Here is a 15942-nt window from a genome sequence, read left to right as displayed (position 1 = left end):
TCCTTGCGCTCGGTGATGTCTTCGATGGCCAGAAGGATGATCCGCTCCTTGCCGTACACTCTCTGAATCTGCCGGGCGTTTAAAAGCATGATGCGACGGCCGACGCCGATAAAATCATGCTCCACTTCATAGTTTTCAAAAGCGGACTTTTGAGGCAGAATGGTTTCCAGCAACTCCCGCAGCTTGGGGATGTCCCATTGCTTGTTGCCCAAATCGTAAATGAGCTGCCCCACGGTCTCTTCCGGCTTGACCTTGAAGAAGTCATAGAAGGAACGGCTGACCGTGACGACTCGAAGATCCTGATCCAAAACGATCAAGGGCTCCCGCACCGTGTTGATGATGCTCTCGGCATATTCGCTGACTTCATCGGCGGCGGTTTTAATGACCGCCAGCTCGGCGCGGGTCTTTTCCAGTCCGGCCTCGATGGCCTTGCGCTCGGTGATGTCCTCGATGGCCAGAAGGATGATCCGCTCTTTGCCCGACACTCGCTGAATCTGGCGGGCGTTTAAAAGCATGACGCGCCGGCCGACGCCGGCAAAATCGTGCTCCACTTCGTAGTTATCGAAAGCTGCTTTTTGGGGCAAGATGGTTTCCAGAAGCTCCCGCAGCCTGGGGATATCCCACTGCTTGTTGCCCAAGTCGTAAATCAGCTGCCCCACGGTCTCTTCGGGCTTGACCTTGAAGAAGTCATAGAAGGAACGGCTGACCGTGACGACCCTCAAATCTTGATCCAGAACGATCAAGGGTTCACGGACGGTATCGATGATGCTCTCTAAGTATTCCGGAGATTGGATAATGGTTCTATTTCGGGGCATCTGCTTTTCCTTTCGGGGCGGGCTCTTCCAGTCTCTATTTTCCCCGAAAAATCTCGCGCAAACAGCGTGGGCTCCCGCTGGAACCGGTGACATGAGAGCTTTTTTTCTTCGGCACGATGGATTCCCCCCGGGGGAAGTGCGTGGATTTGCAATACTACCAGTAAGATATTCCTATTAGAGCGAATAAACAAGCCCAGGGGGCAATTTCGCCGTAGGCAAATCGCGGACATCCTCCGGCTCAAGGCGAGTGAATCGCCGAGCGGCCACAGAGACCAGGTCCGCCCGCGTTGACATGATTCCGGCGCAAGGCTATCATCCGACCATCGAAAGACGGGCGATCAAAGGCCCAATTTCAATTACGAGAACGCTATTGCTTAAGGTCATTATTGAATAATCCGTTGAGACGCCGGACCCGATTCGGGCTGATCGGACTCGTCTTGCCGGCCCTTCTCGTTTTTGCCTGCGGGGCGCAAAAAGAAAGAATCATCCCCGATACGATCACAGTGGCGGTGACGGATTCCGGCCTGGGCGGCCTGTCCGTGATGGCCGAGGCGGCGGCCCGGCTGAAGGCCGCGGGCCTCTATCGCCGCGTCGACCTCGTCTTTTTCAACGCCTTGTTCTCGAACGACAGCGGCTACAACAGCCTGCCCGCGAGGGAGGATAAGATCCGCGCCTTCGACGCGGCTCTGCGCAGCCTCGCAAAGACGATCCGCCCCGACCTCATCCTCGTCGCCTGCAACACCCTCTCCGTCCTTTTGCCCGAAACGCCGTTCGCCCGGGAGACGAAGATTCCCATCCACGGCATCGTCGATCCCGGCGTCGAGATGTTCCGGCAAGCCCTGGCCGCGGACCCGAAGGCGACGCTGTTATTATTCGGGACGGAGACGACGATTGCCGAGGACAGCCACCGGCAGAGGCTTTTGGCGGCAGGAATTCCGGCCAACCGCATCAAGACGCAGGCCTGCCCCGAGCTGCAATCCTATATCGAGAGCGATTGGCAGGGAGGCGACACGGGCTTGCTGATCTCGGCTTATGTGGAGGAGGCGATGGCCGGGCTTCCCCAGCCCCCGCCTCCCCTCCTGGCCGGATTGGTTTGCACCCATTACGGATACGCCCGCGATCTATGGGCCGCCGCTTTCACCGAACGGGGCACAGGCAGCGTCCGCATCCTTGACCCGAACGCGACGCTCGCGGCAGGACTGATCCCCGCGGGCGCCGACCGCCGATTCGACAAGACCGAAATCGCGGCCCGGGTTCTGTCCATGGTCGAGATCCCGCAGGCCAAACGGGATTCGCTCGGTCTTTGGCTCGACAGGGTCTCGCCCGAGGTCGCCGCCGCCCTACGCGCCGCCGAAATCCGCCCCGGTTTGTTCGAGTGGCGGACCACCTCCGGGCGTTGAATCTCTTTTCCCTTTAAAACGATCAGTAGACCCAGTCCGGCTTCCCGGCGGCGGCGGATTTCACCACCCGCGCGCCCAGCTCGCGAAGAAGCTCGTCTCCCTTGAAGGGACTCCAGCCGTGGCCGCCCCGGTCGCCGTAGCGGAATTCCCCGCCATAGGGCGGATTGATCAGCTTTTCGAGTGACTCCTGAAGGAGGTAGCAGGCCTCGTTGAGGTAGAAATTGTCCATCCGGCCGCAGTAGACACGAATCTTGCCGGCCAGCTTCGGCCCGATCGTCGGCCAGTTCTTCTCAAGGTACCGGCGGAGATCATAGCGCTCGCCGGCCCATTGGACGGCCTCATGGTCGATGGTTCCGGTGACCGGATCCCAAAGGGGCTTCGGATATCCGTCCGCGGCGACGGGAGCGAAGAGCGCGTTCCAGACGGCCCACTGGCCGCCGGAACGGAACCGGTCACCGATCGCCTCTTCGTAGAGATTCTCCTGTTCCTGCGTGTAGACCAGGTTGCCGCTCGTGTCACGCTCGCCGCCGCGCGGCACGCTCGTCCATTCGTGCTCGATGAAGTAGGCGTTCCTATCGTCGTAGAGATTGACGACCTGGTACTTGCGGAAGTCGACCGGATCGGGAAAGAAGGACCATGTCCCGCCGAAGAAGTCCGGATAGAAGACCTGCATCGCCAAAGAAATCCAGCCTCCGGTCGAGCCGCCCGAGAGAACCCGGGCCCACGGCTCGCCGATCGCCCGGAATGTCTTTTCGATGACCGGGATGAGCTCGGTGACGATGGCGTCGCCGTAGGGGCCGATGTTGTCCGAATTCACGCCGTAAGAATCGTCATAGTAAGGGCAGGCGTGCTCGAAGGTCACCTGGATGAAGCGGGGGAGGTTGTCGGCGTTCCAGCCCTTGAAGCCGGCGCCGGCCGGGTCCTCGCTGAAGCGGGCGACTCCGCCTCGGGGAAAATGGCCCTGAATGTAGTGGACGGGATACCGGACGCCGGGATGCTCGTCATATCCCTTGGGGAGCAGGATGTTGGCCCCGATAGCCATCGGCCGGCCCCAGAATTCGGACAGCAGGCGGCTTTGGATCTTGAGGTGCTTGAGGTGGGCGGTATCGGGGTAGGGGGAAAGAGGCGGGATGACGTGGCCGAGCGCAAGCGGCGGCGGCTCCGGCGCGCCTCCGCCGAGGCGGACTTTCACCGGATCGCTGAACAGATTCCCGGGCGAACGGCGCCAGTTCTGGCCTTCGCCTTGGTCCATGTGCAGTTTGACGGTCTTGCCGTCGGCGCGATTGAACGTCGTATAGACATTGAGCCAGGCTTGGACGTAGTAATCGCCTTCGGGGATCTGGCTCAAGCGGCGGACCGGGTAGCCGAACGCCCGGTCGTCCAGGCTGACCGTCGCGCCGGGCCGAAGGTCGTCGACGTTCAGGCCGAAGACGGGCGTCCCGTTCATGCCGGGCGTGAATTTTTCGGTCCGCGAAAAAAGCAGGAGCAGACGCCCCGAGACCGGTTCGGCCCGAATCGCCGGGTCAACGGAGATCGTAAACCGGATGGTCCCGGCCGGAGGCGCGACAGGCTGGAATGAGACAGCCGCGGCGGAAGAGGCGGCGAGAACAAAGGCTAAAATCAATCCGACGGATGTGTTGCGGACTTTCATGGCCATGGGCTTCCCTCCGGTCGCCTCTGGACTCTATCAGAGCGGGCTCCTGGGTGTCAAAGTCCCCGGTCTATTCGAAAATTTCAATCCCGTACATGAAGAGTTCCGGGGAAGATCGCAAAGCTCACGATGTTAAGACCTGACCCCTCCCTGGAAATATGCTAAAATCTCTCGGAAAATGCTGAAAAAGACGATCGGCCTGTACCGCGAGGCCTATGCCGGCCTGCCCGGCGGAGCCTGGCTGCTGGCCGCGGCCGAGTTCATCAATCGCTGCGGCTTCATGGTCCTCGTCTTTCTCAACATCTACCTGACCCGGCACCTGGGGCTGACCCTCCCGCAGGCCGGAACCGTCCTGGGCGCTTACGGGCTGGGGGCCATCGTCGGCGGCTACCTGGGCGGCCTGCTGGTCGACAAGATCGGCATCCGCCCGGTGATGCTGGCCAGCCTGATCCTGTCGGCCCTTACGCTCATTGTCACGGGATACGTAACGGCGTATGTCCCTCTCCTCGCGCTTATGCTTTTCTATGGCATCGTCGCCACGGCCCTCTTCCCCGCCAACGATACGGCCATGTCGCGCTTCTGCTTCGGCGAGATGCGCTCCAAGGGCTTCGCCCTGCGCCGTCTGGCCGCCAACCTGGGCATCACCTTCGGCCCGGTCATCGGCGGATTTTTGATTCTCGTCGATTACCGCCTGCTGTTCTGGGTGGATGGCTTGACGACGCTGGCCTCGGCCGCCGTTGTCGCCGTATTCATCAAGACCCTGCCCGCCCGGGCCCCGACCGCGCCCGGCCAGGCTCCGCGCCCGACGGTCTCCCCGTGGCGCGACGGCCCGTTCATGGCCTTCATGGGGCTGTTTCTCATCCTGGGCCTCGTCTTCTCGCAGTTGTTCTCCACCTTCAATCTCTACCTGAACTCCGTCTATGGCCTGCGGGAGAACCAGATCGGCCCGCTCTGGGCGGTGAATACCATCCTGATCGTGGTCATCGAGATGGTCCTCATCCACGCTGTGCGCCGCCGCTCGGAGATGAAGATCATCGCCTTGGGCGCGGCCTTGATCGGGATCGGGTTCGGCCTCTTACCCCTCGGCCGTGGATTTTTTTTCGCCGCGCTGACCGTGGTCGTCTGGAGCATGGGCGAGATCCTGACCATGCCCTTGAGCGGAACGGTTGTCGCCTTCCGGGCCGGCGACGCCACGGGGCGATACATGGGCGTGTTAAGCCTGAATTTCTCGCTGTCGATGTTTCTCGCCCCGCTTCTCGGCAACTGGCTGTTCGCCAAGATCGGAGGCGACGCGCTTTGGCCGGTCATGGGCGGCGCGGCCTTGCTGGCCGCGACCGGCATCTGGGCCATGCGAAAGACCCTCGACGTGCCCAAGCCGGTTGATTCCCGGTCGCCGTTGACGCCGGGGCCGGATTCCCCTTAGCCCGCCAGGCGTTTCGCCAAACCGTCCAGCCCGGTGATCCCGACAGTCAAACCTCCGAATTGCCGTTCGTGCGGCTCTGCGGGAAAGGGACTGACCATAAAGTTCTTGCCGCCCGGATGGAGATCCCGAAAGGCCGCCAAGCCCTTCGGTGAAAAACCTTGGGGAGAGAGCTTGCATTCGACGGCCCAAACATCCCCCCCCTTACGAACGACGAAATCCACTTCGGCGCCGGATTTATTTCGCCAGAAGTGGACGTTTTCGGGCCCGGCCACATCCCGCAGAACGTCCAGAACCAGATGCTCCCAGAGCAGGCCGCGATCCTCGTCCCGGAGTCCGCTCCGGCCTTGCGCATGAGTGACGAAGCCCGTGTCGAAACCATAGACTTTGGGCCTCTTGATGATTTCGCGGCGGCTGCCGCCATGGAACGGCGGTACCGCGGCCAATGAGAGCGCCGTGCCCAACGCTTCGAGGAAGGATTTAACGGTCGGGCGGCTGATATCGCACTCTCGAGCCAGCGCTGAATAGTCCGCCAATCCGCCGCTCTGGCGCAGCATCAAGCGAAAAAGGTTCAGAAAACCAGTCCTCTCCCGGACGGCGAAAAGCTCCTGGATGTCGCGGGCATAAAAACCGTCCATCCATTCCGTGAAAAGCGAGCCGTCCTTTGTCTTCGCCAAGAGAAATTCGGGCAGCCCCCCGTGCAGAAGACGGCGATCCAAATCGGCAATCCCAAAGGCGGCGCCCGATTCCGTCCAAAGGACGGGAGGGAGCCGGATCTCGATCTTGCGGCCGGTCAGGGAATCGCGGAACTTCTTCGTCGCCGCCAGCGTGGAAGACCCTGTGGCAAGAATGCGGAGGCTTGGAAAGGAATCCGCGGCGATCTTCAGAACTCGGCTCGGATCGGCCAAACGATGAATTTCATCTAAGACAACGCGCGTGCCGCCCGGAATGGAACGGAAGAAAAATTCCGGATCGTCCAGGCGCCCGACATCGGACGGCAAGTCGCAGTTTAAATAAAGAGCGTCGGGTATCATCTTGGCCAAGGTCGTCTTTCCGACGCGACGGACGCCGGCCAGCCAAGCGATAGGTCTCTTCTCCCAGGCCGCTAGGATTTTCCCGAGCCAGTACGGTCTCTTAAACATGCAATCATATTTACCATTTGGACGTCTATTTGTCAAATACGTTTTCATTTAGAAATCCGCTAAGCTTCACGAAAGCCCGCGACAGCGTCCTACGCGCGGCCCGCTTGGATCGGCGCGCGGTCAGGCGGCCAGGGATTTTCCTCTGGTGAGGGTCGTTCCGGCCACGAGGTCGGCCAAAGGAAGCTTCATCGGCCCGAAAAGCGGAGCGAGGCCAAGGAGCAGGAGAGCGCCCAGAAGAGCGCGCGCCCAGATGGGCATGTAGCTTTGCAGAGCCCATAGGCCCGTCGCAAACATGAGCGGGATGATGTTCCCCAGGCATCGTATGATTCGGCGCCACACCGTGACACTCCCGCCGTCCGGGCGCCGGACTTTCAATCCCAGAATCCACTTGGCGGGCGACGCCCCTGACGCGATCTCGATCAAGTGGAAAAGAACCAAGTTCATCCAGACGACGAGCAGAATGACGGCGGCCGCCTGCGCGTTCGTGTCGATGGACGTCGGTCCCAGGACGAGCCCGACTTCATATCGTCCCAGCTTGAGGGACGCAATTCCGATCAAGATCAGGTCGAAGATCCAGGCCGTGAGCCTGAGAGCGAGACCGGCCGGCTTCGATAGATTCATGCCTTCCCCCTTACCGCGCCATGCGTCGGTCGGAGCCGGCGGGTGATCGCTTCGACAAGGCCCGGCCCCTTGCCTGGAAGGTACATCCCCTCGCCCGGAGGAGTCAAGGCGGTGCGGACCTCAATAGGGAATAATCCCCTGCCCCGTTTGTATTCCTAGTGGAGGAGGCCCGAAAGGAGTCCAACATGTTCCAAGACGCGATGGTCCTGCACGACAAGAGGTTCACGGTCCGCTGGCCGGCCCTGCCCGCCTCGCTGCTCGTCCACGGGGCGCTGGTGTTGGCCCTCATCGTCGTCCCGCTCCTGACCCACAGCGTTCTGCCGCGGGTCGACCTGCGGGAGGCCCTGCTCGTCCCGCCTCCGCCCGTGGCGCCGCCGCCTCTGCCCAAGGGCAGAGCGGGAGCGGCCGGAACCAAGCGCATCAAGGCTGTCGCCCTCAGGCCGCACGACGCCGGGCGCTTCGTGGCGCCGGTGGACATTCCCGATCTCACGACCGACGAGGCCGTCGACGGCGGCTCGCCCGAGGGCGGGATCGAGGGAGGTGTCGAGGGCGAAGCCATGGCCGGCTATCCGCTGGCCCTGGTGGGAGAGATCCTGCAGAGGATGATCGGGGTCGAAGAGGCGCCGGTGCGGGCGATCGGCGAGATCCGCCAGCCGCGCCTAGTGCGCCGGGTCGAGCCGCTCTATCCCGAGATCGCCCGCCAGGCCCGCGTCGCGGGCGTCGTCATCCTGGAGGCAACCACCGATGCCTACGGCCGCGTCCAGGCTGTGCGTGTCCTGCGGTCCATTCCGCTCCTCGACGAAGCCGCGGTCGACGCCGTGCGCCGCTGGGTCTACGAGCCGATGATCGTCAACGGCCGCCCGCGCGGGGTGACCTTCTCCGTGACGGTGCGGTTCGAGCTGAACTAAGACTGCAGATGTTTGCGGCCCGCGAAGCCGAAGCCAAAAACCGATTTCGGCCGGCCCGGGCTTCGCGGGCCGCCCGCTATTCCGGCCGAGTCAGATTGGCCTATACTCCAAAACTTTGACTTCGCTTTCGATGCGGCCTCGGAGTTCATCCATCTTAATGATAATCCACCATTTCCATGAACCTTGACGCCGCTAACACGCAGAATTATACTCCCGAGCGCTTGGGGAGGGGAACGATGCAAAAGGCATTTATGAAAACTCGAAGCTCGCTGCTCATTGCGATCGTGTCATCGGCCTCTCTTTTTGCGGCAATCTCCATCGCCCAAGATCAAAAGGTGAGCGAAAACCCATCTGTGCCGTCAGCCAAGAACGCCGGCCGCGTTCTTCAGCTCAAGGAAATTTGGCGAATCACCGACGACGGCGGCCAATTCTATTTCAAACACCCTTACGGACTCGAGATTGCCCCGGACGGCAGAATCTTTTTAAAGGACGAGGCTCAATTACTCCGCTTCGGACCGGACGGAAAATTCAAGAAAAACCTCTACAAAGAGGGTCAAGGCCCGGGGGAAATCTCAAAGAACTTCAGTTATTGCTTGGACGGCGATCTCCTGTTGATCAGGGATTGGGGCAACCGGCGCTTCTTTCGGATGAACGCCGAAGGCGTCTATCAGAATTCGTTGGACAGGGAGATCGGACAATCCAGCCCCTTAGGAGCGAGGCCCGATGGCTATATCGTAATGGAATCCGATTGGCCTCTCGAAAAAGAGCGGACAGGCAAGTTGCTTCCGTTGCTCGAACATATTAGCCTCGTTTCCAGGGACGGAAAAGCCAAGAGGCGGATCCACACGTTTCAATGTCGATGGTTTATGACGCAGTCGGTGTGCAGCCAGTGGGATGCCGATCTCACGGCCTTGGGCGATGACGGGCGATTCCTCGTCGGCTGCCACGCCAGCAAGTATCTCATTGAGATCCTCGACATAGACGCAGGCCAAATCATCCGATCATTCAGCCGGAAGTACTCCTCTATCAAGCATGAAGTAACGATACCTGAAAAAGGCCTGGCAGCCAGAAGCGGAATTCCTCCGAGTGAATACGAATGGGATGTCCAAGACTTATTCGCGGACGGAAAAGCGATTTGGGTTAAAACCTCGACGAGTGATCCGGCCAAGGGCGACCTCTACGACGTCTTCGATTATGATGGCCGTTATGTTGACAGTTTCTATCTGGGGCCGGGCCGGTCTCTCATGAAGATCCGAGGGAATGACCTGTATTCGCTGGAGAAGGACGCCAAGGATAACTTCTTCATCGTCAAGTATCGGCTGAATTGAGGAGGCCCACTCGTAGGTCTTTTAGGGGCAGCCCTCATTTCATCTTCAGCTCGACGTTGTCGCGGATCCAATGGGCGTCCCACCATTCGACCGGATTGACGAACACGCCCTGGACGAGCATGGCGAAGTGAAGATGGTCGCCGCCGGCCATGCCGGTCGAGCCGGTCAGGCCGAGCACGGCGCCCCGGACCACGTCCTTCCCCGCCGTGACATCGATCCGGCTCATGTGGGCGTAGAGACTGAAGAGCCCCAGCCCGTGATCCAGAATGACGGTCCCGCCATAGATGCCGAGGTCGCCGGCGAAGGCGACCTTGCCGGCGTTGGCAGCGGGAACTTTGCTCTGGGCCAGGGAAGCCAGATCGACTCCCAAATGCGTCTGCGTGTCGATTTCTTTGCCGTTATAGACATAAGTCCGCACGTCGCCGTATCCGGCCATCGGTTTGGAGTCCGGAAGCCGCAGAAAAGTCCCCGACCACAAGGCCTTGGGTGTGGTCTCCCGGCAAACGGCCTGGATCTTCTCGGCATCCTTGCGCCGCTGGTCGCGGTTGACGGTCAGAAAGACGTCGACGTCGCTCCCCTGCAGGCTCGCGTCGCGTTCTTTGAAATACGGCAGGACGTCAGCCAAGAATTTGTCGTTGATCGAAATCTTGTCTTTCTTGAAAGATTTCTTTTTGATGTTCGGCCGAAAAGCCAGGCTGGCTTTGTTCCCGATCGCGTCGGCCGCTACGGCCTGAAACGACACTTCCGCCGGAACACCGGCGCCCAAAGCATAAAACGCAATATAGCGGCTGCCTTCCAGCGGAAAGCCGCGGAATTCGACGCCGCCCACCCGGATGCCGCTCGAGGCGGGCACTTCGTCGGAAGAATAGGAGACGCAACCCGTGCCGCCCTGGTTGATGTAATGCGGCCCCCCCAGAACCGTGAGGCGGGGCGGCTTGGTGTCGACGACCGCCTTCTTCTCGAAGACGAAGACGTTGCCGCCGTTCCAGGACCGGTCCTCGGCCGTGATCCGGATGAGGATCGGGCCGTCCGACAGCCCTTGCGGAAGAGGCCGCAGGGGGATCTTTTTCTCGAATTCGTGGGTCACGGCGGGAAGCGAGCCGGCCCAGAGTTCTGCTGTCGTCGCACCCTGTACGGCTTCGACTCGGATCGTGTCTAGGCCGCTCTTGGCGTCCCCGGCCTTGAAGGCCAGCTCGGGGCCCAGGGCTTCGCCCCCCTCGACCGTGACCCAGGGCTTCCCGGATTCGAATTTGACCAGTTTGAGCCAGAGGCCGCCGCCGATCAGGACGACGAGCAGGATGGGGATAATTTTCTTCAGCGCTTTTCTCATGGAGTTCGACCTATAAGGTTGATGGAAGCTATTCGATCGTCACGACTCTGCGTCCGGGGACGATCTCGCCGATGATGAAAGCAGGCCGGCCCTGCGCGGCGAAGAGGCCAAGGGCGCGTTCGACGTCGCGCGCCGCGACGACGGCGACCATGCCAATGCCCATGTTCAGGGTCCGGAACATCTCACGGTCGTCGACACCGCCCCGCTCCTGGATCGTTTTAAAGATCCTGGGAATCGGCCAACTGCCGGCACGGACACGGACGCCCAGCCCTTCGGGCACGACGCGGGGGATGTTGTCGTAGAACGCGCCGCCGGTAATATGGGCCATCGCTTTGATCTTGATCTTCTTTAGCACGGCCAGGATGGCCCGGGTATAAATCCGGGTCGGCTTGAGCAGCTCGCGGCCGATCGGTCCCTTGAGCTCTTTCTCCGTGAAGGCGCCGCGGGCCAGCGAGTATCCGTTGCTGTGGAGCCCGCTCGAAGCCAGCCCGATGACTTTGTCGCCCTTGCGGCAGGCGCGGCCATCGATAATCTTGGGCCGGTCGACGATCCCGACGCAGAAGCCGGCTAGATCCCATTGCCCGGGGACGTAGAGCCCCGGCAGCTCGGCCGTCTCGCCGCCGACGAGAGCGCAGTTCGCCTCCCGGCAGCCTTTGACGACCCCTTTCATGACCTGGGTCAATTGGGCCTTGTCCAGGCGGCCGCAGGCGATGTAATCCAGGAAGAAGAGCGGCTCGGCGCCCGTGACGATGACGTCGTCGACACTCATCGCCACCAGGTCGATGCCGACCGTGTCGAACTTGCCCAGCAGGTCGGCCAGCATCAACTTAGTCCCGACGCCGTCGGTCGAAGAAACGAGAACGGGGTCCTTCATCCCGCGCAGGTTGGGCCGAAAAAGCCCGCTAAAGCCGCCGATTCCCCCCAGCACTTCGGGCCGGGCCGTGGACTTGACCATCGGCTTGATGCGGGCGATGAAGGCGTCGGCCGCATCGATGTTGACGCCGGCTTGGCGATAGGTCAGGGCGGACATGGGCGCTCCTCGGGCAAGGGGATGGATCACTTTTATACCACCCCCTCCAGGGAGCGTCAACTTGAGGCGCCCCCCCCTTTCTGCTATGGTAAGAGCCGGGAGACCAAAATTGAAGAGTCAGAAAGTGCCGGAATCCGCCCGCCCAAAATCACGCCCCAAGATCGTCGTCATCGGCGGCGGCACGGGCTCTTTCAACGTCCTGATGGGCCTCAAGAAATACGATGTCTACCTGACCGCCGTCGTGTCCATGATGGACTCGGGCGGCAGCACCGGCCGACTGCGCGACGAATTCGGCTTTCTTCCGCCCGGTGACGTCCGCCGCTGCCTGGCCGCATTAAGCCGCGACACCGGGCTGCTGCGCGCGCTCTTCGAGTACCGCTTCAATCGCGGTCAGGGCCTGGACGGCCACAGCTTCGGCAATCTCTTCCTGACCGTGCTGCGCGACATCACCGGCTCCGACGCCGACGCCATTCGGGAAGCGGGCAAGATTCTAAGCGTCCAGGGCAGTGTCCTGCCGGTGACGATCTCCAACTGCCAATTGGGCGCCATCCTGGAAAACGGCCAGGTCGTCGTCGGCGAAAAAAACATATCCGTCCCCAAGCACAACCCCAAGCTCCGGATCAAGAAGCTGTTCCCCGTGCCGCCCGTGCGCATCTACAAAGAGGCCGAGCAAAGCATCCTGGCGGCCGATAAGATCATCATCGGCCCCGGCGACCTTTATACCAGCCTCCTGTCCAACGCGTCTGCAACATCATGACCAAGAAGGGCGAGACCTCGGGCTACGCGGCCGCCGACCATGTCCGGGAGCTGGAAAAATACCTGGGCAAGGGCGCGATCACCCGCATCGTCTGCAACGACAAAGTGCCGGCCGCCGCCTTGCTCCGCAAATACGCCGCCGAGGGGGCCGAATTCGTGGCCCCCGACCTCAAGGACCGGCGGGTGGTCACGGCCGACCTGCTGGGCGGGCGCGACCTGGCCCGCCACGACCCCGACAAGCTGGCCCGCGTCCTGTTCGGGCTATAATTCGCAGACACATACTTAATTATTTCGGACTGCGTCTAATCTACAGGATTCAGACAATTTCCGGAATAAAGTATGAGTCTGGGAATTCCCCCCCCCTTGAAATTCCCCATCTAAGGCGCCTCGCGAACGGGTGTTTGAGAGGCCTAGCCTTTCTGCTAGAATGGGCCTCCCTCCAAGCCCGATCGGAGACGAAACTTTATGCGGAAAATCCTTGCCCTGGCGGGCCTTGTTCTGGCTATCGGCGGCTCGGCTTTCCTTCCGGCCGACGGCCCGGCCCAGAAAGCGGTTCGGGTGGCCAAGGGGCCGGTCCTGGACGGCCGACTGGACGACGACGCCTGGAAGCAGGCCGCTCCCTTCACGGGCTTCAAGCAGGCCATCCCCGAGCCCGGCCGCGAGCCGTCCGAGCGGACCGAGCTGCGCATCGTCTACGACGAAAACGCCCTCTATGTCGGCGTCCGCTGCTTCGACCGGGATCCCGGCCGAATCGCGGCCAACACCATGGCCCATGACGGCGGCGGCGACGACGAGCATTCGAGCGACGACATCATCCAGGTCCTGCTCGACCCGTTCCAGGATAAGCGCAACGCCTACCTGTTCGTCGTCAATCCCCGCGGGGCGCGCCGCGAGGGCCTGGCCTTCGGCGAGCATTTCAGCCTGAACTGGGACGGCATCTGGGACGCCAAGGCCGAAATCACCGCCGAAGGCTGGACCTGCGAGATGCAGATCCCCTTCCGCACGATCTCCTTCAAGCCGGAGCTCGCGGTCTGGGGCATCAACGTCGAACGCTACATCCCCCGCCGGCAGGAGACGATCCGCCTGGCCGGCATCAGCCGGGACGCTTACTTCTATAACGCCATGGAAGCGGCCGTCCTCGAGGGCATCGGCGGCGTCAAACAAGGCTTGGGCCTGACTTTTCGGCCTTACGGGACGATCGGCGCCCTGAAGGACGAAGGCTTGGGCCGGAAAGCCGATTGGGACGTCGACGGCGGATTCGATCTCTATAAGAACATCACCCCAAACTTCACGGCCGCTTTCAGCTACAACACCGACTTCGCCGAAACCGAAGTCGACGAGCGGCGGATCAACCTGACCCGCTTCCCCCTCTTCTTCCCGGAAAAGAGAACTTTCTTCCTGGAAGGCTCCGAGATCTTCAACTTCGCCGGATCGTCGAGCTCGGAGACGTTTTCCCCCTTCTTCAGCCGCCGCATCGGCCTGCTGGAGGGCGAGCGGGTCCCACTGGCCCTGGGCGCCAAGGTCTTCGGCAAGGTGGGCGACACCAACATCAATCTGTTGAGCGTGCGGACGCGCGACTACGGCGGCACGCCCGGCCGCGGCTTCGTGGCCGGCCGCATCTACCAGAACATCTTCGCCGAAAGCAAAGTCGGGCTTCTCTTCACCGACGGCAGCCCGGACGGCAAGAAGAACACCCTGGCCGGGTTTGATTGGACCTACCAAACATCCCGCTTCCAGGGCGACCAAAACCTGTCGGTCATCGGCTGGTACGTCTATAACTGGAACGGGATCGTGGCCGGAAAGCATCAGGGCTACGGGTTCGAGGTCAATTACCCCAACGACCTCTGGGACGTCAACACGAGCTACGGCTACTACGGCGACGCGCTCGCCCCAGGGCTCGGCTTTCTGCCGCGGCCGGGAGTCCAGAACTACAACCTCGGGTTCAGCTACCAGCCGCGGCCCGAGGGCGGATTTCTCAAGCAGGCCGTCAGGCAGTTCTTCTTCGAGCTGCAATTTACGTTCTATTGGGACCTGCAGGGCCGGCTCGAGACGCGCCGCGTCTTCACCGCCCCCCTCAACCTCCGGACGGAGAGCGGCGAGCACATCGAGTTCAACGTCATCCCCGTCCGCGACGTGCTCCCCTGCGACTTCGAGGTAGCCGACGGGGTCGTCCTGCCCAAGCGGGCCTATGATTTCACAAACTTCGCCGTTCAGTTCAGCTCGGCCATGCACCGGCCCTGGATGGTGGAGATGGAATGGCATTTCGGGCCGTTCTATTCCGGGAACTACCAGGACGTCCAATTGGCCTTCACCTACAAATTCCACGGCTACGCCACCCTCTCCCTGGACGCCGACTTTGTCCGCGGCCGGCTGCCTCAGGGGAACTTCGACGAGCACGTCTACCAGCTTAAAGCCGACCTCTTTCTTTCGCCGGACTTCGGGCTGATGAACTATGTCCAGTATGACGACGTCTCCCGCAAGCTCGGCTGGAACATGCGCCTGCGCTGGCAGATCTCTCCCGGCAATGAAGTCTATTTCGTTTACAGCAAAAACTGGGAGCGGCGCTGGGACCCCGAAAGCCGCTTCCTCCCTCTGGGCGAAAAGGGCGTTTTCAAGATTCAATTGAACGTCCGGCCTTAAACAGGCTGCGGAAGGGACTTTTCGTCCCAATCGGGCTATGATCTTCTGAGCGGCCTTGTCGCCGATCGCCGATTTGTAACCATTTTGACTCTTTCGAGTCTTTAATTATGAACATGAGAAACCAAGGCTCGACGGGGACGCCTCGTTTCGGCGATATATCGATTGAATTCGCTTGTCGTCGAGAGCGGGCCCGGACCGCGTGGCGACCTGGTCGAGATCCCCACGTCATCCCCCTCCGGGGGATGGCTCGGGATGACAATAACGAACTCCATACGAATGATCTAAAAGCCCGGCCACAGATACGCGGGGCGAAAAGATGACCGACGACCTGGTGATGCAGGCGGTCCGGGACGGCCGGGTCGAGCAATTGGCCGTCCTCTTCGAGCGCCACCACATCGCCCTCTTTAACTTTTTCCTCCGCCTGACCGGGAACCGGGCCGCCAGCGAAGACCTCGTCCAGGACGTCTTCATCCGCATCCTCAAGTACCGCACGACCTACCACGGCGAGGACCGCTTCGCCGTCTGGATGTACAAGATCGCCCGCAACGCCCACATCGACCACTTGCGCAAGAAGAAAGACGCGCTCCCCTTGGACGATCAGCTCGTCGAGCCCACGCATCCCGGCCAAGGCCCGGCCGAACGGGCCGAACGGGGCGCCGAGGCGGCCCTCGTGGCCCGAGCCCTGGACGAGCTGTCGCCGAAGAAAAAGGAAATCCTGATGCTCAGCCGAGACCAGAATCTGAAATACCGCGAGATCGCGGAGCTGCTCGACTGCCCGGTCGGGACGGTCAAGGGACTCGTCCACCGGGCCGTCGCCGAGCTCGGCGCCATCTACGCCCGGTTGACGCCGGAGGCGTGCCGCCATGTAATGTAACGAGATCCGGGACCTCTTCCCCGACGC

12 protein-coding genes and 1 pseudogene are annotated in these 15942 nt (G+C 61.5%); 7 read left to right on the top strand and 6 right to left on the bottom strand.

From position 1 onward, the window contains the following. Positions 1-815, bottom strand: an 815-nt coding sequence (locus NTZ26_10000) for a PAS domain-containing protein (GenBank protein ID MCX6560827.1), incomplete at its 3' end; no start/stop codon positions are given. 398 nt (positions 816-1213) lie between these two features. Here NTZ26_10000 and NTZ26_09995 point away from each other — a divergent pair. After that, on the top strand, positions 1214-2215 hold the full coding sequence (locus NTZ26_09995; protein MCX6560826.1) for a hypothetical protein: 1002 nt from the start codon (positions 1214-1216) through the stop codon (positions 2213-2215). A gap of 22 nt (positions 2216-2237) precedes the next feature. Here the strand turns inward: NTZ26_09995 and NTZ26_09990 are convergent, their stop codons facing one another. Beyond that, a complete protein-coding gene (locus NTZ26_09990; protein MCX6560825.1) occupies positions 2238-3872 on the bottom strand; it encodes an alpha/beta hydrolase-fold protein in 1635 nt (544 codons plus the stop codon). 172 nt (positions 3873-4044) lie between these two features. On the opposite strand from NTZ26_09990, the gene NTZ26_09985 reads away from it, so the two are divergent. After that, entirely contained in the window at positions 4045-5289 is a 1245-nt protein-coding gene (locus tag NTZ26_09985; GenBank protein ID MCX6560824.1) for an MFS transporter, read from the top strand. Here the strand turns inward: NTZ26_09985 and NTZ26_09980 are convergent. Both NTZ26_09980 and NTZ26_09975 read right to left on the bottom strand, forming a co-directional pair. Beyond that, positions 5286-6428 carry an ATP-binding protein gene (locus tag NTZ26_09980; protein MCX6560823.1) on the bottom strand — a complete coding sequence of 381 codons (1143 nt, stop codon included), beginning with the start codon at positions 6426-6428 and terminating at the stop codon, positions 5286-5288. The two genes, NTZ26_09985 and NTZ26_09980, sit on opposite strands and share 4 nt — an antisense overlap. 120 nt (positions 6429-6548) lie before the next feature. Continuing rightward, positions 6549-7049, bottom strand: coding sequence for an RDD family protein (locus tag NTZ26_09975; protein ID MCX6560822.1), 501 nt, complete (start codon positions 7047-7049; stop codon positions 6549-6551). A gap of 185 nt (positions 7050-7234) precedes the next feature. Here NTZ26_09975 and NTZ26_09970 point away from each other — a divergent pair, with 185 nt between their 5' ends. Together NTZ26_09970 and NTZ26_09965 are read left to right on the top strand one after the other, a co-directional pair. Next, positions 7235-7957 carry an energy transducer TonB gene (locus tag NTZ26_09970; GenBank protein MCX6560821.1) on the top strand — a complete coding sequence of 241 codons (723 nt, stop codon included), beginning with the start codon at positions 7235-7237 and terminating at the stop codon, positions 7955-7957. A 176-nt stretch (positions 7958-8133) separates the two neighbouring features. Beyond that, positions 8134-9285, top strand: coding sequence for a hypothetical protein (locus NTZ26_09965; protein ID MCX6560820.1), 1152 nt, complete (start codon positions 8134-8136; stop codon positions 9283-9285). A 34-nt stretch (positions 9286-9319) separates the two neighbouring features. Here the strand turns inward: NTZ26_09965 and NTZ26_09960 are convergent, their stop codons facing one another. Together NTZ26_09960 and purM are read right to left on the bottom strand one after the other, a co-directional pair. After that, the gene (locus NTZ26_09960) at positions 9320-10615 is read right to left on the bottom strand and encodes a M23 family metallopeptidase (protein ID MCX6560819.1); all 1296 of its coding nucleotides are present in this window, start codon (positions 10613-10615) and stop codon (positions 9320-9322) included. A gap of 28 nt (positions 10616-10643) precedes the next feature. After that, positions 10644-11636 (bottom strand): phosphoribosylformylglycinamidine cyclo-ligase, encoded by a 993-nt coding sequence (gene purM, locus NTZ26_09955; protein ID MCX6560818.1) that lies wholly within the window; start codon positions 11634-11636, stop codon positions 10644-10646. A 94-nt stretch (positions 11637-11730) separates the two neighbouring features. On the opposite strand from purM, the pseudogene NTZ26_09950 reads away from it, so the two are divergent. The 3 genes and pseudogenes from NTZ26_09950 (at position 11731) to NTZ26_09940 (ending at position 15915) form a co-directional block, all read left to right on the top strand. Further along, positions 11731-12668 (top strand): annotated as a pseudogene (locus tag NTZ26_09950) (YvcK family protein). A gap of 198 nt (positions 12669-12866) precedes the next feature. Further along, complete coding sequence (locus NTZ26_09945; GenBank protein ID MCX6560817.1) at positions 12867-15041, top strand: DUF5916 domain-containing protein; 2175 nt, start codon at positions 12867-12869, stop codon at positions 15039-15041. A 316-nt stretch (positions 15042-15357) separates the two neighbouring features. After that, the gene (locus tag NTZ26_09940; GenBank protein MCX6560816.1) at positions 15358-15915 is read left to right on the top strand and encodes an RNA polymerase sigma factor; all 558 of its coding nucleotides are present in this window, start codon (positions 15358-15360) and stop codon (positions 15913-15915) included. Positions 15916-15942 lie beyond the last annotated feature (27 nt).

It is taken from the genome of Candidatus Aminicenantes bacterium (assembly GCA_026393855.1).
Lineage (GTDB): Bacteria > Acidobacteriota > Aminicenantia > Aminicenantales > UBA4085 > UBA4085.
The sequence above is the reverse complement of the archived record's forward strand: the minus strand, read 5'-3'. Positions and strand labels throughout refer to the sequence as shown.

Excerpts from the sequence above, each read along its gene's own strand:
- NTZ26_09990 (MCX6560825.1), bottom strand. The coding sequence starts at position 3,872 with ATGGCCATGAAAGTCCGCAACACATCCGTCGGATTGATTTTAGCCTTT.
- NTZ26_09985 (MCX6560824.1), top strand. The coding sequence starts at position 4,045 with ATGCTGAAAAAGACGATCGGCCTGTACCGCGAGGCCTATGCCGGCCTG.
- NTZ26_09980 (MCX6560823.1), bottom strand. The coding sequence starts at position 6,428 with ATGTTTAAGAGACCGTACTGGCTCGGGAAAATCCTAGCGGCCTGGGAG.
- NTZ26_09975 (MCX6560822.1), bottom strand. The coding sequence starts at position 7,049 with ATGAATCTATCGAAGCCGGCCGGTCTCGCTCTCAGGCTCACGGCCTGG.
- NTZ26_09970 (MCX6560821.1), top strand. The coding sequence starts at position 7,235 with ATGTTCCAAGACGCGATGGTCCTGCACGACAAGAGGTTCACGGTCCGC.
- NTZ26_09965 (MCX6560820.1), top strand. The coding sequence starts at position 8,134 with ATGAACCTTGACGCCGCTAACACGCAGAATTATACTCCCGAGCGCTTG.
- NTZ26_09960 (MCX6560819.1), bottom strand. The coding sequence starts at position 10,615 with ATGAGAAAAGCGCTGAAGAAAATTATCCCCATCCTGCTCGTCGTCCTG.
- NTZ26_09945 (MCX6560817.1), top strand. The coding sequence starts at position 12,867 with ATGCGGAAAATCCTTGCCCTGGCGGGCCTTGTTCTGGCTATCGGCGGC.
- NTZ26_09940 (MCX6560816.1), top strand. The coding sequence starts at position 15,358 with ATGACCGACGACCTGGTGATGCAGGCGGTCCGGGACGGCCGGGTCGAG.